The following is a 25,714-nucleotide window of genomic DNA, read 5'->3' on the forward strand; positions in this document are numbered from 1 at the left end:
CGCGGCCCGCGCCGTATCGAGATCAGCGCCGATGCGTTGCGTTTTCAGCGAAAGCCGGCCGACAGACCCCCGAACGTTACGAGTTCAGCGTGGAAAACCGAGGATATCCGCCATCTGTGGGGCAGCGACCGGCCGGGAACGGCAGGTGGGGGGCGGCGATGCGGCAACAACGCTGAACTTGAAACGGCGGTCATCTCCGCGTCATCATCCGACGGCAGGGCGCGGCAGCATCGCTGAACTTGTAACGGATTCGTGGTGCGGCGCCGTTGCGGGGGCCCGACGGACTTCCGTCCGGCGGCCCGTCCTGTGTAAAGTCGGATCGTGACGGATCAGGCATGAACGGGTCGCCCCTTCGGCAGGGGCCGGCCGAAACCATGTGCGGGGCACGACCATGTGAGGAGCATGGCGCCCGGTGCGTGAGCCCGGAGGTCGATATGGCGGACGTGCATCAGCAGCTCATGCTTCACGGCCTTGAACAGGTCATGGCGACGGCGGATTCTGCCGCCGAGCGGCGGCGGGGGCGCTGGGCCCACGAGATGATGTCGCTCGAGAACGAGACGATCAATTATCTCCATTCGGGTTTCGCCCAGGCGGCGCTGCCGCATCGTGAGCCGAAGAATCCGCTGGAGCCCTGGGTCCGCCGCAATGGCGCCTACCAGCTGATCATCCGCCCCGGCATCCTGCCGCTCAAGGACAAGATCGTCGACATCGGCGTGCCCTATGGCACCAAGGCGCGGCTGATCATGATCTATTTCCAGACCGAGGCGGTGCGCAGCCAGAGCCAGGTGGTCGATCTGGGGCCGACCATGGCCAGCTGGCTGCGCAAGATGGGTCTGTCGACCTCGGGCGGTCCGCGCGGTTCCTATGCGCCGGTTCGCGAGCAGGCGCTGCGCATCGCCCGGTGTGAGTTCACCATGCGCTTCGAACGCGGCAGCGCCGAGGCGCGGCTGGCCGATCAGCGCATCGTCGACGGCATGGATCTGTGGCGCGACGACAGCGATGCCGAGGACCTGTTCCGCACCGGCGGTGAATGGGTGCGGCATGTGAAGCTCTCCGAAGCCTTTTTCGAGCATCTGATGGAACACTCGGTGCCGCTGTCGGAAGAGGCGATCGCCCGGCTGAAGCATTCGAGCCTCGCCCTCGATCTCTATGTCTGGCTGACCTATCGGCTGCATGCGCTGAAGCGCGAGATCACCGTGCCCTGGCATGCGCTGTCGGATCATTTCGGCAGCGAGAGCGGCCACCGGGTTCTGGCCTTCCGCCTGAAGGAAGTGCTGAAGGACGTGCTCGCCGTCTATCCGGAAGCCAATGTGGAGGCGTCCGGCCGCGGCCTGGTGCTGAAGCCTTCGAAGCCGTCGGTGGCGGTGTCGAGCGTGGCGGTCAAACTGCCGAGCCGCCTGAAGCGCGCCTGAACTGGCGCCACCGATCCACGCGGCGCCAAAGATCCCGCAGCCTGCGTCACCACGCGCCGCGACGGTTCTGACATCTGAACATCACCGCCGCCCGGCCGCTCAGGTCTCGAGGCCGGGCAGGGCAATCTGAATCCGGGTGAGCATGTCGCCGGGGCTGACGGTCATCCGGCCGCCATGCCGCTCGATCGCTTCCGCGACCAGCGGCAGATTGACGCCCGTGCTGTCCGCCTGGCGGATCGAGGGATCGACGTCATGGGCATCGGCCGTCGCCATGGTGTCGGCGCGGAGCATGACCGTAAGCCGGCCATCGGTTTCCACGTCGATATGTCCGGATCCGTCCTCTCGGGTTTTCGCCCGCAGCCGGATGCCGCCGCCGGCGCGGCAGGCATGCAGGGCGTCGTCGAGCAGGCGCAGCATGGCCTGTTTCAGAATTGCGCCATCGGCGCGCAGGGGCGGCATGCCGGCGGGCATATCCACCTGGAGGGACAGACCGGCCCGTTCGGCGCGCTGACGAATGATGTCGAGCGGGGCATGGAGCAGGGCGGCCAGGTCCTGCAGGGCAGGGGCGATGGGCTGGGCATGGCCTTCGACCCGGGCAAGGTCGAGCAGGTCGTCGACCAGCCGTAACATCTCGCGGCCGCTGACATGAATGTCGTCGACATAGCGAAGATAGTGATCCATCGCCTGTGGCCCCAGGGCGCGCGTCCGGATCAGCTCTGAGAAGCCGATGATCGCGTTCAGCGGCGTGCGCAATTCATGGCTCATCCGCGCCAGGAACAGGCGCCTTGCCGCCGCCACGGTCTCGGCCAGACGGTCGACATCGGCATCGATATGCGCCATGGCGGCGCGCCGGACCATTTCGGCGTCATGGCGGCGATATTGGCCGACAACATCATCCAGCGCCGGGGCGATATCCGACCAGGCGGTCAGGGACCTGGTGCGGCCGGCGGCATCAGGCATGCCCGACCAGCCGAGCACGACGCGCAGATCACCGGAATCAAGCACCAGAACCACGTCGACCATGGCGGCCGGCAGGCCCAGCGCCGCCGGGCGGATATTGGTGCCGATCGCCACCGGTCGGGCGCCGGCATTGGGCGCCACCCAGTCCGGCAGCTGAAAGATCGGCGCCGGGATGCCCGGGATCGGCACCGCCTTGCCCAGCCGCCGGACCGACCCATCGGCCTGCATCAGCAGAAGGACGGCCTGTTCCGCACCCGACAGGGTGGCAAGGCTTCGCAAAAGACCGTTCACGGCATGCGCCGTCGGCCTTCCCATCGGCAGGGCCGGATCCGGGCTATCGCGGTCGGTGGCTGCGTCGGTCATGGTCGTGGTCATCTGGCTGCTTCATCATTTATCTAAAATACACCCGAAACACAGTATACATTTAGGGCGTATTCAAGTAATTGCCGATTTGCGACAGAAATCGCGCATGCGTGCAAAATACGCCGAAAGTCTGCTCTTGTCTCCTTCAAGTTGTCGAGACCGTTCTCCAGCGCGCCAGGCGGGTTCGCGCGCGGCTTGGCGTGGTTCCGGCCTGCCGCTATGATGCCCGTACCCGTTCCATGTCTGCTTCCGGTGCCCCGTCCGCATGACCACAGAGCCCGCCGCCCCGGCCGCCCCGACCACCCGACCGCCGCGGCCTCGCGGAGATATCTGGATCCAGCGTCTGCTGTTGATCGAAGCGGCCTTTTGCCTGGCGCTGGCGGTGACGTCGGTGAAGCTGATCCCGTTTCGCCGGCTGGCGGCCTGGTCGTCGCGCCGGCCTGCGGGCGCCCGGCTGATGCCGCCCGACACCACCGATCTGGAGGTGCTGCGGGCGGATGCGGACTGGCGCCAGTCCTGGCGCATCGGCCGGCTGGTGGCGGTCGCGGCGCGCAAGGTGCCGTTCAAGGCGGTCTGCCTGCCCCAGGCACTTGCCGGGCAGAGCATGCTCAGGCGTCGCGGCGTGCCGGTGGAGATCGTCTACGGCGTGAAGCGTGATACCGAAACCGGCGGGATTGCCGCCCATGCCTGGCTGGAATATCGCGGCCGGGGGTTCCTGGGCCACGAGGTGGCGCCGGATCACACGGAAATCGCGCGCTTCCCGTCAGACCGCGCCCGAGGCCCGGAATGACCACGGACGCCTTTCGTCAGGGGCATTGACGGATGACTTGACATGCGGTTGCACCGGCGGCCATGCTGCACCGATGACGACCGCATCCTTCGCAGCCCTGCTGCCGGCCAACCTGCTTCGACTTCGCCGCCCGGCCTCCTGAGAGGTCGGGTGATCCGGCATGTCTGCCGGCCGAAGTGATCCAGCATCTGTCCGTCGTCTGAAGTCATCTCCCCCATGTGTACCGCCATATCCAGACCACCGGCCCGTGCCGGTGGCACCTTGCGACCTCGTCTCCACTCTCTGCATGTCAATGTCCGGGACTATCTGGCCCGGTTCGATCTCGCACGTCGACTTAGCGCCGGCGGCCGGCGCAGCTGACGCCGATCGCCCGCATCCGAATGACGGCCTTCTCCGGCGGCCCAGGGCCCGCCGTACCCATATGTCGTGCAGAGACAAGAGCTTTCTTCATGTTGACCGCCCCGCAGACGAAATACCGCCCCGCCGCCACCATGCCCGACATGGCCGATCGGCAATGGCCCTCGCGCAGCATCACCCAGGCGCCGCGCTGGCTGTCCACCGACCTCCGCGACGGCAATCAGGCGCTGATGAACCCCATGGACGTGCCGGCGAAGCTGAAGCTGTTCCGGCATCTGGTCGCGATCGGCTTCAAGGAGATCGAGGTGGCGTTTCCGGCGGCCTCGGACACCGATTTCCGCTTCGTCCGGACGCTGATCGACGAGCGGCTGATCCCCGACGACGTCACCATTCAGGTGCTGACCCAGTCGCGCGCCGATCTGATCGCCCGCAGCTTCGACGCGCTGGAGGGTGTACCGCGGGCCTGCGTGCATCTTTACAACGCCATCGCGCCGGAATTCCGGCGGATGGTGTTCAATGGCGGTCGGGCCGAGGTCAAGGCGCTGGCGGTGGAGGGCACGCGGCAGATCCTGGCCGAGATGGCGCGCCGGCCGGGCACGCGGTGGACATATCAGTACTCGCCCGAAACCTTCAGCGCCACCGAGCCCGATTTCGCGATCGAGGTCTGTGCCGCGGTGATCGATCTGGTCCGGCCGACGCCCGAGGCGAAGATGATCATCAACCTGCCGGCCACGGTCGAGGTCTCGACCCCCAATATCTATGCCGACCGGATCGAGCATGTCTGCCGCACCATCCCCCGGCGGGATGCGGTGGTGATCAGCGTGCACCCGCATAATGATCGCGGCACCGGCGTCGCCGCGGCCGAACTGGCGGTGATGGCCGGCGCGGAGCGGGTGGAGGGCTGCCTGTTCGGCAATGGCGAGCGCACCGGCAATGTCGATCTGGTGACGCTCGCGCTCAACCTCTACACCCAGGGCGTGGCGCCGGGGCTGGATTTCTCGGACATCGATGCCAGCGTGCGTGCGGCGACCGAGGCGACCGGCCTGCCGGTCCATCCTCGCCACCCCTATGCCGGCGACCTGGTCTTCACCGCCTTTTCGGGCTCGCATCAGGATGCCATCCGCAAGGGCTTCGCCGATTGGGAGCGGCGCAATACCGGCATCTGGGATCTGCCCTATCTGCCGATCGACCCGGCGGATCTCGGCCGGTCTTACGAGGCGGTGATCCGGGTGAACGGCCAGTCGGGCAAGGCCGGCGCCAGCTGGGTGCTGCAGCACACCCAGGGGCTGGAGCTGCCGCGTTTCGTGCAGATCGATTTCGCCCGCCGCCTGCAGCAGCTGGCCGACGAGACCGGCCGCGAACTCGCCGCCGCCGAAATCTGGGCCGCCTTCACGGATGCCTATATGGCGGATGCCGGCCGTGCCATGCCCACCCCCGACCGGCCCGGTGCCGCCTGGACGGTGACGCGCGGCGAGGCCCATACCCGGCGCATCGACGGTGCGGCGGCGGGGGGCGCCGCCTATGTCGAAATCGGTGACGAGGCGGGGGCGAGGGCGATCGGGGTCGGCTTCGGCCGCGATCGCAGCGAGGCTGAAGCCCGGGCGGAATGTGCCGCGGCGGCGAAGGCCCGCATGGTCTGCTGAGCGGGTCGCCAGAGGTGCCGGACTGTGGCAGGATGCGGCACCTCTGGTTACTCGGGAGAGCGGAAATGCGCGTCATGATCATGGGGGCCGGCGGGCTCGGCGGCTATCTCGCCGCCTGCCTTGCCCGGGCGGGGGCCGATGTCTCGGTTGTCGGGCGCGGCGCCCATCTCCAGGCCATGGCGCGCGACGGCCTGACCCTGGTCTCGGGCGGTAGAGAGGAAAGGGTCGCCGTGCGTGCCGCTGCCGATCCGCGGGCGGCGGGGCCGGCCGATCTGATCATCCTGGCGGTGAAGCTGTATGACGTGGAAGCGGCGGTTGCGGCCGCAGCACCCATGCTGGCCGAGGGCGGCGTGCTGGTGACGGTTCAGAACGGTGTCGACGCCCCGGCGATGGCGGCCCGGATCCTGGGGCCGGAGCGGGTGGCGGCGGCTGCCGCCTATGTCTCGGCCCGGATCGAGGCGCCCGGGGTGGTGCTGCACACCGGCGCACATGCACGGCTGGATCTGGGCAGCCGGGCCGCACCGCCGGCGGCGATGGCGGCCATTGCCGATCTCGGCCGCCGCGCCGGGCTCGACGTGGTGGAGGCCCCGGATATCGAGGCGGCACTCTGGGAGAAATTCACCTTCTTCTCGGCATCGAGCGGGGTGACCGCACTGACCCGCCTGCCGCTGGGGCCGCTGCGCGACGACCCGCTGACCGCCGGCCTGCTGACCCGGGCGATCGCCGAGGCGTCGGCGGTGGCGCGCGCATTGGGGGTGGCGGTGCCGGATGATCTGGAGGCCCGCACCGCCGCGGTCATGGCCGGCAAGTCACCGGCGCTGAAGCCGTCGCTGCTGGTGGATCTGGAGCGCGGCCGCCGGCTGGAAGTGAACTGGATTGCGGGCACCATCCACCGCGCCGGCCTTGCGACCGGCATCGATACCCCCGTCCAGTCCTGCATCTATGCCGCGCTTAAGCCTTTTTCTGGTGGTGGGCTGCCCGGCGAAAAAGCGCCGCCGGCGTCCAGTTGAGGCTGGTGCCCAGGATCGCGAGCATGATGGCGGCCACGCCCAGTGCCTGATGCAGATCCAGCACCGTGTCGAAGACCACATAGTCGACGACCAGGGCCGTGACCGGGTAGAGGAACTGCAGAATCGCGATCAGCGCGGTGCGGATGCGGGGCAGGGACATGTACATCAGACTGTACATCACCACCGTATGCACGATGCCCAGGATGGCGAGGCAGCCCCATTGCACGGCGGTGACCGGCAGATCGCCGGTTTCCAGAAGCGGCGCCAGGAACAGGATGCCGAGCACGAACTGCCCGAGCGCGATGACATAGGGCGAGAACGGTTTCAGCGATTTCAGGATCGCCACCGTGGAAATCGGCTGGAGCAGGGCTGCGCCGAGGGCGAGGCCGATGCCCAGAAGATAGCCGTCCCCGGCCAGGCCGCCATCGATGCGGTCCAGCCGGGCGATGGCGAGAAAGCCCAGAAAGCCGGTGGTCATCCAGAACAGCTTGGGCCAGGTGATCCGGTCGCCCAGCAGCAGCTGGCCATAGAGCAGCAGGATGAACGGCTTCAGATGGAACACCACCGTGGCGATGCCGATCGGCACATGGCGATAGGATTCGAACAGAAGCACCCAGTTCGCGACCAGGGCCGTGCCGGCGACGAAGGTGGCGATCAGCGGCCCGCGGGTGAAGAAGTCGGGCGTGAACCGGCGGGTGGCCAGGCAGAAGGCTCCAAGAATCGCCGAGGCGATCACGCAGCGGAAAAAGACGACGTTGATCGAAGGCTGATCGGCGGCGACCACCACCAGTCCGATGGTGCCGGACAGGATCATGGTGGTCGCATAGCCGATGCCGCCGCGGCGAACATCCTGGGGGGTAGGGTGGTCCATGCCTGTCTCCGTCGGGCCGTGATGGGGCCTCGGGCCCCTGCTCATCGTCAGGCCAGGCCCGCCGGCGACCGGTCCAGGGCGCCGGAAACGGCGCGATCGAGAATGGCCAGGCCGCGGCGCAGCCCGTCTTCCGCGATGGTCAGTGGTGGCATGATCTTGACGACCTCGCCCGTTGGCCCGCAGGTTTCGATCATCAACCCGTCGGCAAAGGCTGCACGCTGAACCCGGGTCGCGATCTCGCCCGTGGGCATGACGAGCCCGTGCAACATACCGCGCCCACGCGATGAGATACCAGCATCATTGTAATGCGCGCAAAACGTTCTCATCGCCTCGGCCACCCGGCTGCAATTGTCGTTCAGCCGGTCGAGAAAGCTGTTGCGCGCCCAGAACTCCAGCGCGACACGGCCGGCCACGAAGGCCAGGTTGTTGCCGCGGAAGGTGCCGGTATGCTCCCCAGGTGACTGACGGTCCAGATCCGGACGGATCAGGACCAGGGCCATCGGCTGGCCGCCCCCGATCGATTTCGACAGGCAGACCAGGTCGGGCACCAGCCCCGCCTCTTCAAAGCTGAAGAACCGGCCGGTCCGGCCGCAGCCGGCCTGGACGTCGTCGACGATCAGCAGGATGTCCTCGCGCCGCGCCAGCGCCTGAAGCCGCTGCAGCCAGGCGGTGCCGGCGACATTGATGCCGCCTTCGCCCTGCACCGTCTCGATCAGAAAGGCCGCCGGCCGGTCGAGCCCGCTTGCCGGGTCGGCCAGCATACGCTCAAGCCAGAGGATGGTGTCGCCGTCGGGGCCCAGATAGCCGTCGAAGGGCATGCGGGCCACCCCCTGCAGCGCCACCCCGGCACCGCCGCGCTTGGCGCCGTTGCCGGTGGCGGCAAGGGCGCCAAGGCTCATGCCGTGGAAGCCGTTGGTGAAGGCGACGATGCCCGGCCGCCCGGTCCGCTTGCGCGCGATCTTCAGCGCCGCCTCGACTGCGTTCGACCCGGTGGGTCCGGTGAACTGCACGCGGTAGTCCAGCCCCCGCGGCCCGAGAATGATCCGCTCGAAGGCCTCCAGAAAGGCGGCCTTGGCCGGCGTGTGCAGGTCGAGCCCGTGGGTCAGGGCCCCGCTTTCCAGATAGGCGATCAGGGCGCGGGTGATTTCGATATTGGCGTGGCCGTAATTCAGGGCGCCGGCCCCGGCGAAGAAATCGATATAGCTGCGGCCTTCGGCATCCCAGAGGATGTGATCGCGGGCACGGACGAAGCTGACCGGGAACTTTCGGCAATAGACCCGGACCGAGGATTCCAGGCGATCATAGATGCCGGCATCGGTGTCGGCCGGGACGGGGGCAGCGGTGGCAGGAAGCGTGTCGGGCATGGCGCAGGGGTCCTGACGATGGCGGATCGGGATCACGCAGGATCGGAGCCGGCGAGAGGCGGGGGGCTGAGGGGAGGGGCGGCCCAGTCCGCCAGATCACCGGTGGCATTGCCGCACATGCGTTCCCGCAGCTCGGAAAGTGCCGAGGGGCGGCCGCGGCCGGGGATGAGCAGGCCATGGCTGAGATGGCGGGCATAATCGGGATTGGGCGCCTTCAGCGCTGCGTCGATCGCCGGAAGATGGTTCCAGCGTGCGAAGGGATAAAGCGAATGGGCGAGATGCCAGCTGTCGGTATAGGGCGACACGAACTGGCGGACGATCCAGCCCGAGATCCCGGAATAATCCGTGGGCCGGCCATTGGTGCATTCGTCGGTCATCCGGCGCCCGCTGTCGGCCCGGGCATACCAGCGATGCTCGGCGATGACCGAGATCCACGAAAACAGCGGATAGATCAGCAGCAGCGGCACCAGATGACCGAAAACCAGGCCCTGCCAGCCGAAGGCGGCCGCCATGGCCCCGGCCACACCGGCCATGACCGCAAGCCGGGCCGCCAGCCGCCAGCCCCGGTCGCTGGTCAGGTCGTGGGCAAGGGTCGTCATCGTTTCCACCCATCCGGCCGGCAGCAGCGGGTGCAGCAGCTTGACGGCGAAGCCCGTGCGGCTCAGCCCCGGCACGAAGCCGACGGCGGCGAAGCGGATGAGGTTCGGGTCCTCGTCGGGCCGGTTCGGGTTGGGGTGGTGCCGCCGGCAGTGATTGACATGGCGCACGGCCATCCGCGCCTTGCCGAGCGGCCAGGTGAAGGCCAGATCGGCCACCGCCCATTGAAAGGGTTTCGAGGCGCACAGCCCGCCATGGACGGCGATGTGCCCCACCTCCTGCAGGCCCCGGAACCGGCCGGCGACCACCAGGGCCAGGACCAGATAGCCCGCCCAGTGATCGACCGCCCGGGCAACGAACTGGGCGGCAATCACGTCCAGCCACAACCAGACATAGGGCAGGACCGCGAAAATCCGGTCGTCGCGTTTTTCGAAATAGGGGGTGTGGGGTGCCTGGATGGCGGTAAGGCGCAGGGCCCGCAGCACCCGCGCGGTGTCGCGATAGCGTCGGTGGTCGACCAGCCTGAGACCCAGGGCGATCACGAACAGCAGCAGGGCGATGCGCAGATCCGCAAGCTGGTCCTGTGTGAGGGCAGGCGGTGTGAAGGGCATGTCTTCCTCCCGAGGCCCCGCCGGTCAGGCGGCGGGGCCGAAGTCGAAATCGAGGTCGTTCAGGATGTCGAGCTGCACCGCAAGGCGCCGCAGGCCGGAATAGTCGCGCAGCAGCGCCGTGCCGCGCCGCGCCTCGGCGGTCTCGCGCACGATCCGGTCGGCATCGGGGATGCCGGCCAGCGTCAGAACCGTGTTCCAGGCGCTGAAATCATGGGCGGCGAAGGCGGTGAGCGCCTGGGGCAGCAGCTCCACGAACCGTCGGCGATGCCGGTCGTTCATGGCCGCGTGGGCGGCGGCCGCGACATCGATCAGCAGCGAGGCATGCATGAACTCGTCATGGTTGTGCATGGCCGCGACCCTTGTATGGGCCGGCTGGATCCGGTCGTTCTTCGCGATCAGATCCAGATAGGCATTGACGCTGATCTCGGCGACGACCGCATAGGCGAAGACCGCAAGATCGCGGTCGGCCTGATCGTCCAGCCCGGCCAGGCTATGACACAGGCTGCGATAGGTGATGGCATCGGGAAAGACCGGCGGTGCGGCCAGGCCGCGCCGCCTGCAGGTGGCATGCATCGCGGTCAGATGCATCAGCGTGTGGAAATGCTCGTCGATCAGCGACTGCAGAACCGCCTGATGCATGTCCAGCCCGTCCAGCCCGGGAAGGCGCCCATCCTTCACCAGCGCGAAGGCGGGGTTGGCGATCCGCTCTTCGGCGGTGATGGTGCGCTGGTTGTAGACCAGCCAGGCGAGCGTCAGAACCCGTTGCACCTGATCGGGCGATGCCTGGCGAAATGCGTCGTGGTCGCGGAAGGGCACCATCTCGATCGGATAGTCGGGAAGCGAGGGGTCGTAACCGTCGTCTTCCGCGGCGACGTCGTGCCCGTGCCGGCGCACGCTGGCCCGGCGCGCCCAGCTGCGCGCGAAGGCGCGTGCTGCCGGCGCATCGGTGGCTGAAGGGAACATGGGGGGCGTGCCTCCGTGCTCTGGTGCAGGTGGGGGCGGGGCGATCAGGCGATGCCGGCAAGGGCTGCGGCCCCCGCCATCACCGGCCGCAGCGGCGTTGCCTGGTCCGCCCAGGGCGTGATCTCGCGCAGCTCCGCCTCAAGTGCCGCATCGAGGTCGCCGGCCGGATCGCGCGGGAAGGCACCCTCGGCGGTCATGCGCATCAGCCGGGCCATGTGGTCGGCGATCACGGCCACGGTATAGGCCGCGGGATAGTCGCCGCGGTCCCGGGTGCCGGTGGGCGGAAAGAAGCGGGTATTGGCGGGGGCCCGGAACACCGAATCCCACACATTCAGCGACTGGCCGCCATTCGCGGCCCGGCCCGAGAAGATGGCATAGGTCTTGAGCCCGGCCGGGTCCGGCCGGCTCAACAGCTCGTTGGCGAGGCGGCTGACCTTTTCGATCACCAGGCTGGTGGCACCGGCATCCCGCACCCGCCGGGCACGGGTGAACAGGTCGAGCAGTTCGTCGGCGGTCCGGCCCACCCGGCTCTGATGGCCGCCCTGGGGGGTGTAGCCCAGATGCGCCATCACCGGCACGCCTGCGGCGGTCAGGGCCTCGATCACGGTGCAGCGCGCATCCGAGGTGACCTCGATCTTCACCACATCCGCCCCGGCCCGCAGCATGCGGTCGGCATTGCGCAGGGCATCTTCAGGCGTTTCCGCGGCACCATCGGGCATGTCCGCCACCAGATAGGGGGCATCCCTGCCGGTGAAGCAGCCGGCCATCGCCGCCGCGGCTTCGGCCACCAGCGACACCATGACGTCCAGAAACAGCTGCTGTTCCGATGCTGCCGACAGAATGGTCGACGACCGGCCCAGATGGGTCATCAGATAGGAATCGGCCACCATGACCGATTCGACGCGGGCATGGCGGGCAAGCTCGGGATTGTCGGCCAGGGCGCGGGCGACGCCCTCCACCTCGTAGCCGCGATAGAGATTGATCTTGAGGCCGGGGAAATGGGGGGCGGCCAGACGGGCGGCGCGCTGACGGTCGATGCGTGCGATGACGTCGGACATGGGGGTGCGTCTCCGGTCTTGAAAGGACAGGACATCCGGATGGATGGATTTTTTGAAGGACGGGGGGCGGAAGGGCGGTCCGTTCAGGCCACCGCGCTCCGCTGCGGGCGCAGGCTCCGCCCCTGAAGCGCGGCATGGACCTGATTGATGGTCTTGAGCGCTGCGGGCAGATCGGCTTCGGTCACCGCGGTGAAGCAGAGCCGGGCATAACGGTCGAACCCGGTGCCGAAAGCGGTCCCCGGGGCAAGGGTCACGCCCTGGGCGATGCACCGGTCGATGAAGGCGTCGGTATCGGCTGCGGTCTCGCCGCCGAGGTCGAGGAAGGTATAGAAGCCGCCCATGATGCCGGTATGCGGCACGGCGAGAAGGTCGAGGGTGATGTCGCGGACACGCCGGACATCGGCATGGCGGCGCGCCAGACGGGCGGGATCCTCGTTCAGGGCCTGAAAGGCGCCGTATTGCGAGGCCGTGGCGATGGAATAGACCGAATAGAGCCCGTATTTGCGCAGCCGGTCGGCCATGCCCGGCGGGCAGACCAGATAGCCGACCCGATAGCCGGGCATGATGTAGCTCTTGCTGAAGGAGTGAACCTGGAAGGTCCGGTCTGCCGCCCGGTCCAGGGTCGAGATCTCTGTGAAGCCGTGATCCGAGAAATCATAGTTTTCATAGGCATCGTCGGAAATCAGCCAGAGATCATGAGCCTCCGCCAGGGCGGCCAGCCCTGAGAGCTGTGCCGGCGTCATGGAATAGCCGGTCGGATTGTTCGGGGTGTTGAAGTAGATCGCCCGGGTTCGGGGCCCGATCGCCGCTTCCACCCGCGACAGGAAATCGAAGGAGGCATCCGCGGCGAGATCGACGAAGACCGGCACCTCGACCGGCACCGCGTTGGCGGCCCGGACCAGCCCCACCGCGAACAGCCATTGCGGCGACAGGATGATCACCTCGTCGCCCGGGCGGGTGACGGCGGCGAGCACCAGATGGATGGCATGGCTGGCGCCGCAGGTCACCAGCACATCGCCGGCCGTCACCGTCCTGCCGAGCCGGCCGGTTTCCACCTCGGCAATCCGGCGGGTGAGACCGGCGATGCCGGCCGGGCTGGCGTGATGATGCGCTTCCAGCTCGAAAGCGCCGGCCGGCCACTCTGCCAGCGAGGCGGCGGGCTGGAAGGTGGTCTTGCCCTGATGCAGGCGGTGCGGCCGGTCGTGACCTGCGGCCCGGATCCGCCGCTCCAGGTCTTCGAACACCGAAAACGGCGTGCCGTCGAGCGCGTCGTTGCAGGAGCCCATCGGTCTCCTCCCCTATTTTCTCGTTATACGTTAGTTCATGTCTTAAATTTATCCTCAAGATATAAATCACAGCTTAAAAATTGCTTCAAACAGATTCTGACCGATGGATAAAGAATCAAAATGCAATCCTATTTGTATAGAATGTCCGACGATGAAGTTATCATGAAGTGATCTGAAAAAACGATCTGGCCGGCATGCCGGATCTGCGCCTGTGACGCAGCGCGGTAGCCGATTGAGTCCGTTGAAAGACGGAGAGAGGTCGGGCGGTGGCGACGACCGCAGCGATCTGCAGATGCAGACCGCCGGCCGTCCTGCCGGGAGCGGGCGCGTGTCTCACAAGGTGAGCCAGCCCGCGCATCCGGCCGGCCGGGCGGAGCTGGAGGCGGTGGGCAGGGTGGCGATGGCGGGGGGGGATGGGTGGGCCAGACGATGACCTGCCCCACCCCGGCGTCAGCGCCCCCCTTTGTCGGTGCTCTTCATCACATTGATAAACGCCCGAAGCGTCGCCGGCATGTGCCGGTTGCGGGGGTAGTAGAGCGCGAGACCGGGTATCGGTGGGCACCAGGGGTCGAGGACGGTCACCAGCTGCCCCGACGCCAGACGGGCCCGGGCGACGGATTCCGGGACATAGGCAATGCCGTGTCCGGCCGCCGCGGCCTGTACCAGAAGATCGTTGTCGTCGAGGGTGAGGGTGCCCGGGACGTCGATGGTGACTTCGGCTCCGTGTCTTGAGAACTCCCATCGATAGCGCTTTCCGCTCGGCAGGCGCTGGCGGATGCAGGCATGGGCCGGAAGGTCGTCCGGGGTTTGGGGCGGTTCGCAGGTCTGGAGATAGGATGGGGCTGCAACCGCGATGAAGCGGATATCGCCGCCGAATTTCACCGCGACCATGTCCCGCGGTACGGCCTCGAAAAGGCGCACGCCGGCATCGAACCCGTGCTCGACGATGTCGATCAGCCGGCCCTCGGAGACCAGATCCAGCTCGACCTCGGGATGCAGATCGAGGAAACGCGGGACGACCTGGTTCAGAAGGAATTCAGCGCCGCTCTTGTTGGCATTGATCCGCAGCACGCCCCGCGGTGCCCCACGCGCATCCGAGAGGGCATCGAGCGCCTGGTCGAGATCCTGAAGAACCGGATCGAGCCGTTCGAGCAGCTGCGCGCCGGCCGGGGTCAGCGACACGCTGCGCGTGGTGCGGTTGAGCAGGCGGATGCCCAGCTTCCGCTCCAGCCCGGTGATGGTGTGGCTGAGCGCCGAACGCGACACCCCCATGGCGTCGGCGGCCTTGCGAAAGCTGTGGTGGCCGGCCACGGCCGCGAAGGCGGCGAGGTCGTTCAGGCTGGGGCGCGTCATATGTGAAATTTCCTCACCAGGTCATCCCATCCTGGAAATCTTATCTCACCAATAAGCCCGATCTACCTTGGAGATGACCACCAGAAAGGTAATCCTCATGACGAAAACATGGGTCATCACCGGGGCATCCTCAGGGCTCGGCCTCGACATGGCACGGCAGCTTCTTGCAAAAGGCGACAGTGTCGTCGCCACCACGCGCCGGGCGGATCTGCTGTCGGATTTGCAGCGGCAGTACGGGGACCGTCTCGACGTCGTTCGGCTCGATCTGACCGCGGTGTCGGACATCTATGGCACCATTGACGATGCGTTCCGCCGGCACAAGCGGATCGACGTCGTCGTCAGCAATGCGGCCTATGGTCTGTTCGGCGCCGCCGAAGAGCTGACGACCGCGCAGATCGACCGGCAGATCGCCACCAACCTCGCAGGATCGATCCACCTGATCCGCGCTGCCCTGCCGCATCTCCGTCGCCAGGGCGGCGGGTGCATCCTGCAGGTCTCGTCTGAAGGCGGGCAGATCGCCTATCCCTGCTTCAGCCTCTATCACGCCACCAAATGGGGCATCGAAGGGTTCATCGAATCGGTCGCCCAGGAAGTGAAGCCCTTCGGGATCGATTTCATCATCGCCGAACCCGGCCCCACGGCGACGAATTTCGGGGCGAACCTCGTGCGCGCCGATGCATTGGATGTCTATGAGCAGACACCCGCCGGCGATGTGCGGCGCGCGATCGGCGATGGCAGTTTCGTGGTGAAGGGCGATGCGGCCCGAACCGTGGCTGCGATGATCGCTGCGGCCGAAAGTGCCGCCCCGCCGCTGCGGCTGACCCTGGGCAGCACGGCCCATGCCTCGGTCTCGGCGGCGCTTTCGGCGCGCCTGGCCGCCCTTGCCGCCCAGAAGGAGGTGGCGGAGTCGGCCGATCGTCCGGATCTCTGATGGGTGGCGGCGGCGGCCTGATCCCTTGCCCTTACCGGCTGCCCGCCTTCCTCATCTTTTCATAGCGCTTGTGCAGCCGGTCGCGGCGGAGCTTGGACAGGCGGCGGGTCCAGAAGATGCCGTCCAGCTGGTCGATTTCGTGCTGCAGGCAGATGGCGAGCAGGCCGTCGGCCTCGGCCTCGTGTGCAGCACCCGTCAGGTCCTGCCAGGTGAGGCGGATGCGCGCCGGGCGTTCCACCTCTTCGCTGACGCCGGGCATGGAGATGCTGCCTTCTTCGTGGATCACGGTGTCGTCCGACGACCAGGTGATGCGCGGGTTGACATAGATGCGCACGCCTACCGGGTGGCCGGCTTCCGCGTCCCCGGCTTCCGCGTCCCCGGCTTCCGCGTCATTGGGCAGTTCGATCACCACCAGGCGATGCAGAAGGCCCAGATGCGGCGCGGTGATGCCGATGCCGGGGGCGTCGCGCATCGTGTCCAGCAGGTCGTCGGCCAGCGCGGCGAGGGCGGCGTCGAAGCTGGTGACCTCGGCCGCGGGCGAGGTGAGGCGCGGGTCGGGAAACATCACGATCGGGCGGACGGGCATCGGGGGGCTCCTGAGACCGGAAGGGCGGACGGCGTGGCCAGGATGTGCCACGATGGCGGCCGCATCGCAAGCCGGCATCCCCGCAGCCTGCCCCCGCTTCGGGCCCCGGTGCAACCATATGGGAGGGTCGCCGATGTTGAATGCCGTGCTCTGCCATGATCGAGGTGTATCGGCAGGACCCCGGCTGGCGCCGGGCGTGCTGCCATGATCGCGGGCGATCGCCCCCGCATCATCGGCTGGACGGTGGTGGCGATGATCGCCTTTGCGGCCAATTCGGTGCTGTGCCGCTGGGCGCTGGACCGGACCGCGATCGATCCCGCCGCCTTCACCGGCATCCGGCTGGCCGCAGGCGCGGTGATGCTGTGGCTTTGTCTCCGAGCAGGCCGGCGGACCGGCGGGGGCGTCTGGCGCGGATTCTGGCCCGGATCCTGGCCAGGATCCTGGGCAGGGGCCGCGGCGCTGTCGGCCTATGCGGCCGCCTTCTCTTTCGCCTATGTCGGCCTGCCCGCCGCTTCAGGGGCGCTGCTGCTGTTCGGGGCGGTGCAGGTGACGATGATCGCGGCCGGGCTGATCCGCGGCGAGCGGCTGCGGCCGCTGCAATGGCTGGGGATCATGCTGGCCGCGGGCGGGCTGGTGGCGCTGCTTGCCCCCGGGGTGCAGATACCAGATCAGGGTGCGCAGGCGCCCGATCCGATTGCGGCGGTGCTGATGCTGGCGAGCGGTGCCGCCTGGGGCGCCTATTCGCTGATCGGCCGGCGGAGCCGCGACCCGCTGGCCACCACCGCGGGCAATTTCATGCGCAGCCTGCCGCTGGCGGTGCTGCTGCTGGTGCCGGCGCTGCTGCGGATGGAGATCGATCTGCAGGGCGTGGCGCTCGCGGTCGCCTCGGGTGCCGTCGCCTCGGGCCTCGGCTACGCCGTCTGGTATGCGGTGCTGCCGGCGCTGGGCGCCGCACAAGCGGCCTCGGTCCAGCTGTCGGTGCCGGTGATCGCGGCGCTCGGCGGCACGATGCTGCTGGGCGAGGCGATCACCTGGCATCTGGTCGTGGTGTCGGTGGCGGTGCTGGGCGGGATCGCGCTGGTGATCAGGCCTGCTGCACGCGGCTGAGGAAGTCGCCCACCGCCCGTTGCAGCACCTCCTGTTCGTGAACCACCTCTTCGACCGAGCCGGTGACCTCGGTCGCGGCCCGGCCGGTTTCGCCGCTGGACCGGGCGACCTCGGCGATGATGTCCTGAACCTCGCCGGTGGCGGTCGCCACCTGCTGGACCGAGCCCGAGATTTCGCCGGTGGCGGCACCCTGTTCCTCCACCGCGGCGGCGATGGCGGCACTGTCCTGGTCGACCCTGCGGATCGCGGCCTGGACCTGATCCATCGATCCGGCGGCCTCGCCGGTGCGGCGCTGGATGTCGGCAACCAGCGCCGTGATTTCCTCGGTCGCCTTCGATGTCTGGTTGGCGAGGTTCTTCACCTCGGAGGCGACGACCGCGAAGCCCTTGCCGGCCTCTCCGGCGCGGGCCGCCTCGATCGTGGCATTGAGCGCCAGAAGATTGGTCTGGGCGGCGATGTCGGTGATCAGCCCGACGACATCGCCGATCCGCCGCGCCGCTTCGACCAGCGCATCGAAGCTGCGACCGGTGGCCGCCACCTGATCCACCGCCTCTCGTGCTCCGGTGGCGCTGGCCTGGACGCGGGCGCTGATTTCCGAGATCGAGGCCGCGAGTTCCTCGGTGGCGGCGGCGACGGTCTGCACGCTGGAGGCCGCCTCGGCGGTGGCCCCGGCGCCGGTGGTGGCACGTTCGCTGGCGGCATCGGCCAGCGCACGCATATGGCTGGCGGTGTTCCTGAGCGTGCGGCCGGCATGGCTGATGCCGGCGAGTGCCGCGGTCACCTCTCCCTCGAAACTGCGGCTGAGATCGCGGATGGTTTCGGCGCGGGCGATGTCGCGGGCCCGGGCGGCGGCGGCTTCGGCTTCCAGCCGCTCGGCCTCGCGGGCGCTGACCCGCAGATCTTCGAGCGCGATGGCGAGCCGGCCGATTTCATCGGGATGGCGTGGCGCGGGGACCGGGGTTTCGAAATCGCGCCCGCCCAGCCGGCCGACCGCGGTCATCAGGGTCGACATCGGCCGACGGAAGCGGCGGGCGATCACCACCAGGCCCAGAACCGACAGCGCAAGCGCGAGCGCCAGCCCGGCCAGGGTGAGGCCGAGATTGCGGGTGGCGACCGACTGTCGGTCTTCCGCCAGCCGGACCGCTTCGTCGAGGGCTGCGGTGCTGATCGCCAGAATGGCGTCGAAGGGGCCGTTGCACATCGCCGTGTAGGCCCGTGCCTCCATGGCCGCCGTGCCGCTGCCGTCGAGGCCGGCGACCAGGGCATCCATGCGCGCCTGGGTGTCGGTCACCTGGCCGCGCGCGGTCCCCACCCGGGCGACGACCGCCGCGGGGGCACCGGGGCGGGCGATCAGGGCATCGATGCCGGCAAGTGCGGCCCGCCAGCCGCCGATGCCGGCGGCCCAGGTGGTGCGGGTTTCGGGCGGGATCGGCGTGCTGGTGGCGACCAGCGGGCGGAGGAGAGAGCATTGGCCGCCGAACTGGTCACGCAGCTGCCAGGCGAAGCGGCGGATCTGGACCAGCTCGGCGATCGCCGGATCGGTCATGCGCAGCTCGTCGCCGATCAGGTCGGACAGGGCGAGCATGGCATTGACGCTGGCATAGACGCTCTCGCGCCAGGGGGAGCTGTCCGACAGCTGGCGCTGATCCCGCGGCCGGGCGGCAAGGGTATCGATGGTGGCCCGCTTCGCCTGCATCGCGGCAATGGCGGCGGTGACGGCCTCGGTGCCGCGGCGGGCCTCGTCCCCGGTCATGCGCCGGGCGAAATCGACGGCGCCGGCCGCAGCGGCATCGGCCTTGTCGCGGACCCGGGAGATCGTGGTCTGGGGGGCGTCTTCGGTGAGCAGGGCGGTCTGGACGGCGGCGATCTGTGCGCGGGTGTCGATCACGCCCGCGAACAGTGCCCGGTCGGTGCGGGCGGCATCCACCACCCGTTCGGCCGCGGCCCGATCCCACCAGGCATTGGCCGCCAGGATCGAGGCGGCGGCCAGCAGGCCGGCCAGCATAGCGAGCTGGATAGTGGTCAACAGCCCCGAAATCGATGTCTTGAACATCCCGCATCCCCCGCCCGGCGCCGCCTGGTTGTGTTTCTACGGCCGTAGCTGAGTTTAGGAAGCAGGTGGTTACGTGGGTGTTAATGGTGTCGTGCCATGAAACCCTGACGGAAAGGCAGCCCGGGCGGCGGCGCGACGCTCTCAACACGCCGCCGTCCGGGCTGTAACACGCAGCCGGACCCGGACCGGCTGCGCGCGACCGGGGCCGGTCAGCGTGGGGGGAGGGGCTCCCGCGCCGGGACCCTGGTGTCGATACGGCCGGGCTCGTCCAGGAAGCGGATCGGCGTGCCGACATGGAGATTGCCCTCGGCATCGCGGATCAGCATCTCGCGGGCCTGAACCTGCGGCCGGGCGAAGGCCTCGGCCAGGTCGAGGAGGGGGGCGAAACACACGTCGCGGCCTTCGAACCAGGCTTCCCAATCGGCCCGGCTGCGGGTGCGGAAAACACCGCGCAGGAATGCCGTGGTCTCGGCATGGGCGGGGCCGGGCGGGCTGGAGGCGGCGGGGATCAGATCCTCGCGGCCGAGCGCCTTGAGCAGGGTTTCGACGAATTTATGCTCGCTGCCGCCCAGCACGATGTGGTGGCCGTCGGCGGTTTCGTAGATCTGATAGAACGAGCCGCCGCCCCATTGGCGCTGTTCCTTCACCACCGGCGGCCGACCGGTCGAGAACAGGTCACCGGTGGCATTGGGCAGCCAGGCCATGGTCGCATCCAGCATCGCCATGTCGATATAGTCGCCGCGCCCGGTGGTCGTCCGCCGCAGCAGGGCCATCAGCACGCCGGCCAGGCCCAGCAGGGCCGCATTGGCATCGGCGACGGGGATATGCGGATGGGTGGGCTTGCCGTCCTGACCCAGATTGAGGCTGAGCACGCCGGCCAGCGCCTCGACCGCGATGTCATGGGCCGGGCGGTCGCGATCAGGGCCGGTCTGGCCGAAGGCCGAGATCGCGCAATAGACGATGCGCGGGTTGATCGCCCTCACCGTCTCGTAATCGATGCCGAGACGGGCGGCGACGCCGGGGCGGAAGGCTTCGACCATCACATCGGCCTCGGCCAGCATTTCGAACAGCCGCGCCTTGTCGTCGGGATGTTTGAGGTCGAGCGTGACGCAGCGCTTGCCGCGATGGGTGTTGCGGAACCAGACGCTGGTGCCGCCGGCCTTGGCGCCGATGTCACGGGTCGGCTCCCCCGACGGCGGCTCGACCTTGATTACCTCGGCACCGTGATCGGCCATGACCATGGTGAGATACGGGCCGGGCAGGAACAGCGAGAGGTCGACGACCTTGATGCCCTGAAGCTTCATGCCACGGCCCCTTCGGCACGCAGGGCGGCGATCGCGGCCGGATCGTAGCCAAGCTCGCCCAGCAGCGCATCGGTATCGGCACCGAGCCCGGGGCCGGGCCTTGCCTTCATCACCGCCCCGTCCAGCCGGATGGGGTTGGAGAGCACCCGCATGCCCGGCTTTGCCGGATGGTCGACGTTCTGGATGCCGCCGCGTTCGGCCAGGAACGGGTTGTCCAGCGCCTGGGCGAGGGAGAGCACCGGTGCCGCCGGCAGCCGGCCCGCGAAGGCGGCCACCCAGTCGGCCATGGTCCGGGTGGCGAAAACCGGATCCAGGATGGCGGCGAGGGCATCGCGGTTGCGGAAACGCGACGGCACGTCGGCGAAGCGCGGATCGGCGGCAAGATCGGGCAGGCCTGTGATCTCGCAGAGCGCGCGCCAGAATTTGGGCAGCATGCACATCACATAGATCGCCCCATCCGCCACCGGGAACTGCTCGCAGGGCACGACCGCGGGATGGCCGCCGCGCGGCCGCCGTTCGGTGGTGGTACCCACGTTCAGATACCAGATCGCCGGATAGGTCAGCTGGTGCACGGCGACGTCGTAGAGGGTGACGTCGACATCCCGGCCGCGGCCGGTGCGCATGGCGCCGAACAGGGCCGAGGTCAGCGCGAAGGCGGTGGTCAGCCCGGTCAGATAGTCGACCACCGACAGACCCATGCGGGTGCCGCCGCCTTCGGGATCTCCGGTGAGCGCAATGAAGCCGGCTTCGGCCTGCATCAGATAGTCATAGGCCGGCCAGGCCGCGCGCGGGCCGCTGCGACCATAGCCCGACAGATGGGCGCAGACGATCGACGGCTTGACCGCCTTCAGCGCCTGATGGGTGATGCCGAGCCTGTCGGGCTGGTCGCCGCGCAGATTGTTCATCACCGCATCGGCGGTTCCGACCAGCTTTTCGAACACCGCGCGGCCGGCGGGAGATTTGAGGTCGAGCGCAATGCTGCGCTTGCCCAGGTTGAAGGTCTGGAAGAACTGGCTGTCGTTCTCGCCCAGGAAATGCGGGCCGCTCTGGCGGGCGCTGTCGCCGCCCTTCTGCGTGCCTGAAGGCGTGGGCTCGATCTTGATGACCTCGGCGCCCATGTCGGAAAGATAGAGGCTGGCGAAGGGGCCGGCCCCGTACTGCTCGATCGCCAGCACCCGGACGCCGGCCAGCGGACGATCATCGTCCGCGGCCGGGCCGGTCGGGGTGGCGGCGGTGGGGATGTCGCCGCCGATGGTCATGCCGGGTTCCGCGCGATCAGCTGCCTGGCGATGATCATGCGCTGGATCTCGTTGGTGCCCTCGCCGATGCACATCAGCGGCGCGTCGCGGAAATAGCGCTCCACATCATATTCCTTGGAATAGCCATAGCCGCCATGGATGCGCATCGCCTCCAGGCTGTTGGCGACCGCGGCCTCCGAGGCGAAATACTTCGCCATGCCGGCTTCCATGTCGCAGCGCTCGCCCCGGTCATAGGCGCGGGCAGCATCATAGGTCAGCAGCCGTGCCGCCTGCAGACGGGTCGCCATCTCGCCCAGCTTCAGCTGGATCGCCTGATGCTCGCAGATCGGCTTGCCGAAGGTCTTGCGGATCTGGGCATAGCGCACCGAATCGTTCAGCGAGGCGGCGGCCAGGCCGCAGCCACGGGCGGCGATGTTGATCCGGCCAAGCTCCAGCCCGCCCAGCGCCGCCTGCATGCCCTGGCCTTCCACACCGCCGATCAGCCGGTCGGCCGGGATGCGATAGTCCTCGAAGACCAGTTCGGCCGAATCGATGCCCTTGTAGCCCAGCTTTTCCAGCTTCTTCGACACCGTGAAGCCGGGGCCCTTCTCGGCGATGAACATCGACATGCCCTTGTGGCGCGGGTTCGCCTCGGGGTCGGTCTTCACCAGCAGCGCGAAGCATGAACCTTCGATGCCGTTGGTGATCCAGGTCTTGGTGCCGTTGACGATATAGTGGTCGCCATCGCGCCGCGCCCGGGTGCGGATGCCCTGAAGATCGGTGCCGGCATCGGGCTCGGTGAGCGCCAGGCCGCCGCGCAGGTCGCCGGTCGCGAACTTCGGCAGGTAATACGCCTTCTGTTCGGGCGTGCCCTGGCGGGCGACGCAGGCCGACATGATCAGATGGCTGTTGATGATCCCCGACAGCGACATCCAGGTCTGGGCGATGGTCTCGACGATCTTCGCATAGGTCGTCGCGTTCAGGCCCAGCCCGCCATATTCGACCGGAATGGTGGCGCCGAACAGGCCCAGCTCCTTCATCTGGGCGACGATTTCGTGCGGGTACTCATCGGCATGATCGAGCTTCAGCACATGGGGCCGCACATCGCGGGCGAGCCACTTGTCGATCGTGGCGAGGATCTCGCCGTCCTCGGTGTCGGCGGCAGCGGCGGTGGTCTGGTCAACCATGTCTCGGGTCTTTCGAAGGGGGCCTGGAGCGGCTTTGGGGGCGGCGCCGTCCGGGGCGCCAAGGGGTCGACTTTAAATGTCCGGACAAATTATGGTCCGAAAAACGGCGCCGTCAATGCCCGACCGCTGCATGCGGTGCAAAGCCCTGCCGGCGCCGGGGGACAGGCGGTGGTCAGCCGTCCGAAACCATCAGCTTCGCGATCTGGCCGACATCGGTGACGTCCTCGATCTGATCGACCATGCGCTCGATTTCGGCGCGGCGGGCATCCGGCACCGGCGGCACCGCCCAGCCGCAGCAGCGGGCGAATTTGGCGCGGTTCTCGGCATCGGTCAGCGGGGCCTCGGGATGGCCATAGACTTCGGGCAGGTCGATCACCCTGGTGCCGCCCGATGTCAGGCGGACGATCACCCGCTGCGGGGCCAGCGCGTTCTGATCCGGATTGCCGTCGTCGACCACGCTGATCCGCCTGGCATAGGCATGGATTTCGGGGTCGTTCAGCACCGTGTCGCCGGCGAATTCGGGCACGTCGACCCGGCCGCGCAGCAGCAGAGTGGCGGCCACGAAGGACAGGCAGAGCTTGGCGTAATTGGCCGGCGGATTGTCCAGATCGGGCCGGCCGACCAGCCGCTTCACCAGCGGCGGCGCCTGGATCTCGACCGAGGCGATGTCGGCGGCGGTGATCCCCTCGGCCATCACCTGACGCAGCCCGTCGAGCGCGCCATGGGTCAGCCGGCCGCTGGGGAAGGGTTTGTGCGACAACCGGGCGATCTGCCAGACCCGGCCCAGTTCGTCGGGGATGACCTCGGGCGTATACTGGCCCAGCTCAAACAGGTTGTAATAGCCATACTGGCCGGTGAGCACGTCATGCGGCCCGTCGAAACCCGCCTCGACCAGATCGGCCGAGGTGATGGCGGCACGGGCGTTGAAGCCGATCTGCAGCGGCAGCAGGCCCGAGCCTTCGGCATGGGGTTGCAGCGTGCCGGCGCATTGCCCGTACTGGATGCCGTAGGCATCGGCCATCTGGGCGGCGGTAAAGCCCGCGGCACTGCCGATGGCCGAGACCGCGCCGAAGCCGCCGGCCACCGCCGGACGGAAGAAGCGGATCGGCGCCGTGGTGGCGGATCCCAGCAGACCCGACATGTCGACGCCGACCGTAAGCGAGGTGAGCAACTGGCGGCCGTCCACCGGCCGGCCGCGACCGCCGGATCGCTCCGCCCAGGCGAAGAAGGCCGACAGGATGGTTGCCATCGGGTGGACGACGGCGCGTTCATGCACGCAGTCATATTCCAGGCAATGGATCAGATAGGCATTCACCATCGCGGCCGAGGGGGCGGGCAATTTCAGCCCGCTGCCCCAGACCGTCGCCTCCTCGCCCCGGCCCCAGGCCTCCGCCGCCCGGGAGATGCGGGCGAAATGGGGGCCTGAGGTGCCGGCCAGCCCGACGCCGATGGTGTCGAGCAGGAAGGTCTTGGCCTTGGCCACGGCAAGCGGCGGCAGATGCTCGTAACGGGTGCGCGCCACATGCGTTGCGAAGGCATCGACGATATCGGCCGGCAGGGCGGGCGGGGAGGCGACGGTCATGAGGGGCTCCGCTGATTACTTGATCTGCATGTCGACGACCTTGCCGACGGTGGCGTTCCAGTCCGCCACGCAGTCGGCACCGCAGCGTGCGGCCCATTTGGGCAGCACCGCCTCGATCAGCGCCTTGCGGCGCAGGGCCTCGTCCTCGGGCCCCGGGTCGACGCGGGTCATGCCGGCGGGTTCCCCCAGCGGGCAGGGGCCGGTGGTGTTGCAGGCGATGCCCATGGCGTCTTCGTCCATGTTCAGCTGCCACATCCGCTCATTGGCCTTGTCGAGCTCGGTGGTGATGAAGGTCTGGACGGTTTCGGGCAGCTTCTTCCAGCCGGCGATATTGGCGGCGGTGACGCCGGCGCCGTAATTGATCGGCAGGGTGTAGAGATAGCGCGCGCCCTCGTTCCACTTCGCGCTGTAGCCGCCGAGTGTGCCGGTGATCGCGCAATCGATCGTGCCCTGGGCCAGCGCCTGCTGCACCTCGCCGAAGGCCATGTCGACCGGCGAGCCGCCGAAATAGCTGACGAAATCGCCCTGCGAGGCACCCGAGGTGCGGATACGCTTGCCCTTCAGATCCGCGAGGCCCTTGATCTCGCTCCGGCAGTAGAGGATCTGGCTCTGGAAGGACTGCATGGTCAGGATTTCGATGCCGAATTTCCTGTTCAGGGCATCGTTCAGCGCCGGGCGGAAAGCCTCCGAGACCTTGCGGAAAGTGGCCATGTCGGGCGACAGGCCGGCGAGGTCGGTGCCGTCGTTGATCGGCGCGTCACCGGCATGATGGCCGAGCTGCGCGGTGGCGATCAGCGCCTGGCCGCGGCTCAGGATCCGGAAGACCTCGGGCCCCTTCAGGCCAAGCTCGTTCCAGGGCTTGAAGTTGACCGAGATCGCCCCGCCCGAGGCCTCGGGCAGTTCCTTCGTCCAGAACGGCGCCTCGATCTGGCGGCTCTGGGTGGTGATGCCCAGATTGCCGATCACGGTGATGTCGGTCTTGGGCAGATCCTGGGCGACGGCCGCCCCGGCGGCTAGCACGAGGCAGACCCCCGCGCCGGCGGCAATGGCTTTCCCTGTCATGGTGTCGGTTTCCGTTGTTCTTGATG

21 protein-coding genes are annotated in these 25,714 nt (G+C 68.1%); 6 read left to right on the plus strand and 15 right to left on the minus strand.

Going from position 1 to position 25,714, the window contains the following annotated elements; genetic code table 11:
* Positions 1-434 precede the first annotated feature (434 nt).
* A complete protein-coding gene (locus CMO28_RS11195; protein WP_296713435.1) occupies positions 435-1,412 on the plus strand; it encodes a replication protein RepA in 978 nt (325 codons plus the stop codon).
* Positions 1,413-1,511: 99 nt separating this feature from the next.
* Here CMO28_RS11195 and CMO28_RS11200 read toward each other — a convergent pair whose 3' ends face one another.
* Positions 1,512-2,747, minus strand: coding sequence for a sensor histidine kinase (locus CMO28_RS11200; RefSeq protein ID WP_296713436.1), 1,236 nt, complete (start codon positions 2,745-2,747; stop codon positions 1,512-1,514).
* 253 nt (positions 2,748-3,000) lie between these two features.
* On the opposite strand from CMO28_RS11200, the gene CMO28_RS11205 reads away from it, so the two are divergent.
* The 3 genes from CMO28_RS11205 (at position 3,001) to CMO28_RS11215 (ending at position 6,535) form a co-directional block, all read left to right on the plus strand.
* Entirely contained in the window at positions 3,001-3,525 is a 525-nt protein-coding gene (locus CMO28_RS11205) for a lasso peptide biosynthesis B2 protein (RefSeq protein WP_296713438.1), read from the plus strand.
* Positions 3,526-3,974: 449 nt separating this feature from the next.
* Complete coding sequence (locus CMO28_RS11210) at positions 3,975-5,525, plus strand: 2-isopropylmalate synthase (protein ID WP_296713440.1); 1,551 nt, start codon at positions 3,975-3,977, stop codon at positions 5,523-5,525.
* Between the two features lie 65 nt (positions 5,526-5,590).
* Positions 5,591-6,535 carry a ketopantoate reductase family protein gene (locus tag CMO28_RS11215; protein ID WP_296713441.1) on the plus strand — a complete coding sequence of 315 codons (945 nt, stop codon included), beginning with the start codon at positions 5,591-5,593 and terminating at the stop codon, positions 6,533-6,535.
* On the opposite strand, the gene CMO28_RS11220 is transcribed toward CMO28_RS11215, so the two are convergent.
* From CMO28_RS11220 to CMO28_RS11250, 7 genes are all read right to left on the minus strand, one after another.
* Positions 6,477-7,406, minus strand: coding sequence for a DMT family transporter (locus CMO28_RS11220; protein ID WP_062767280.1), 930 nt, complete (start codon positions 7,404-7,406; stop codon positions 6,477-6,479). The two genes, CMO28_RS11215 and CMO28_RS11220, sit on opposite strands and share 59 nt — an antisense overlap.
* Before the next feature lie 47 nt (positions 7,407-7,453).
* A complete protein-coding gene (ectB, locus tag CMO28_RS11225; RefSeq protein ID WP_296713444.1) occupies positions 7,454-8,770 on the minus strand; it encodes a diaminobutyrate--2-oxoglutarate transaminase in 1,317 nt (438 codons plus the stop codon).
* A gap of 32 nt (positions 8,771-8,802) precedes the next feature.
* Positions 8,803-9,978 (minus strand): fatty acid desaturase, encoded by a 1,176-nt coding sequence (locus CMO28_RS11230; protein WP_296713445.1) that lies wholly within the window; start codon positions 9,976-9,978, stop codon positions 8,803-8,805.
* 24 nt (positions 9,979-10,002) lie between these two features.
* The gene (locus CMO28_RS11235) at positions 10,003-10,941 is read right to left on the minus strand and encodes a diiron oxygenase (protein ID WP_296713447.1); all 939 of its coding nucleotides are present in this window, start codon (positions 10,939-10,941) and stop codon (positions 10,003-10,005) included.
* 44 nt (positions 10,942-10,985) lie between these two features.
* Positions 10,986-11,999 carry a 3-methyl-2-oxobutanoate hydroxymethyltransferase gene (locus CMO28_RS11240; RefSeq protein WP_296713448.1) on the minus strand — a complete coding sequence of 338 codons (1,014 nt, stop codon included), beginning with the start codon at positions 11,997-11,999 and terminating at the stop codon, positions 10,986-10,988.
* A gap of 83 nt (positions 12,000-12,082) precedes the next feature.
* The gene (locus tag CMO28_RS11245; protein WP_296713450.1) at positions 12,083-13,285 is read right to left on the minus strand and encodes a pyridoxal phosphate-dependent aminotransferase; all 1,203 of its coding nucleotides are present in this window, start codon (positions 13,283-13,285) and stop codon (positions 12,083-12,085) included.
* 450 nt (positions 13,286-13,735) lie between these two features.
* Positions 13,736-14,638, minus strand: a complete 903-nt coding sequence (locus CMO28_RS11250) for a LysR family transcriptional regulator (protein WP_296713452.1) — start codon at positions 14,636-14,638, stop codon at positions 13,736-13,738.
* A gap of 97 nt (positions 14,639-14,735) precedes the next feature.
* On the opposite strand from CMO28_RS11250, the gene CMO28_RS11255 reads away from it, so the two are divergent.
* A complete protein-coding gene (locus tag CMO28_RS11255; protein ID WP_296713454.1) occupies positions 14,736-15,569 on the plus strand; it encodes an SDR family oxidoreductase in 834 nt (277 codons plus the stop codon).
* 31 nt (positions 15,570-15,600) lie between these two features.
* Here the strand turns inward: CMO28_RS11255 and def are convergent, their stop codons facing one another.
* The gene (gene def / locus CMO28_RS11260; protein ID WP_296713456.1) at positions 15,601-16,155 is read right to left on the minus strand and encodes a peptide deformylase; all 555 of its coding nucleotides are present in this window, start codon (positions 16,153-16,155) and stop codon (positions 15,601-15,603) included.
* A gap of 204 nt (positions 16,156-16,359) precedes the next feature.
* Here def and CMO28_RS11265 point away from each other — a divergent pair, with 204 nt between their 5' ends.
* The gene (locus CMO28_RS11265; protein ID WP_296713458.1) at positions 16,360-17,262 is read left to right on the plus strand and encodes a DMT family transporter; all 903 of its coding nucleotides are present in this window, start codon (positions 16,360-16,362) and stop codon (positions 17,260-17,262) included.
* On the opposite strand, the gene CMO28_RS11270 is transcribed toward CMO28_RS11265, so the two are convergent.
* The 6 genes from CMO28_RS11270 to CMO28_RS11295 all read right to left on the minus strand — a co-directional run bounded on the left by CMO28_RS11270 (position 17,240) and on the right by CMO28_RS11295 (position 25,688).
* A complete protein-coding gene (locus CMO28_RS11270; RefSeq protein WP_296713460.1) occupies positions 17,240-19,315 on the minus strand; it encodes a methyl-accepting chemotaxis protein in 2,076 nt (691 codons plus the stop codon). The two genes, CMO28_RS11265 and CMO28_RS11270, sit on opposite strands and share 23 nt — an antisense overlap.
* Positions 19,316-19,524: 209 nt before the next feature.
* On the minus strand, positions 19,525-20,619 hold the full coding sequence (locus CMO28_RS11275) for a CaiB/BaiF CoA transferase family protein (protein ID WP_296713462.1): 1,095 nt from the start codon (positions 20,617-20,619) through the stop codon (positions 19,525-19,527).
* Complete coding sequence (locus CMO28_RS11280) at positions 20,616-21,878, minus strand: CaiB/BaiF CoA transferase family protein (RefSeq protein ID WP_296713464.1); 1,263 nt, start codon at positions 21,876-21,878, stop codon at positions 20,616-20,618. The genes CMO28_RS11275 and CMO28_RS11280 overlap by 4 nt, the downstream gene beginning before the upstream one ends.
* Positions 21,875-23,044 (minus strand): acyl-CoA dehydrogenase family protein, encoded by a 1,170-nt coding sequence (locus CMO28_RS11285; protein WP_296713466.1) that lies wholly within the window; start codon positions 23,042-23,044, stop codon positions 21,875-21,877. The genes CMO28_RS11280 and CMO28_RS11285 overlap by 4 nt, the downstream gene beginning before the upstream one ends.
* Positions 23,045-23,216: 172 nt before the next feature.
* Positions 23,217-24,626, minus strand: coding sequence for an MmgE/PrpD family protein (locus CMO28_RS11290; protein WP_296713469.1), 1,410 nt, complete (start codon positions 24,624-24,626; stop codon positions 23,217-23,219).
* Positions 24,627-24,641: 15 nt separating this feature from the next.
* A complete protein-coding gene (locus tag CMO28_RS11295; RefSeq protein ID WP_296713471.1) occupies positions 24,642-25,688 on the minus strand; it encodes a TRAP transporter substrate-binding protein in 1,047 nt (348 codons plus the stop codon).
* Between the last annotated feature and the right edge of the window lie 26 nt (positions 25,689-25,714).

The organism is Tistrella sp. (assembly GCF_002684955.1).
In the GTDB taxonomy this organism is placed as follows: domain Bacteria; phylum Pseudomonadota; class Alphaproteobacteria; order Tistrellales; family Tistrellaceae; genus Tistrella; species Tistrella mobilis.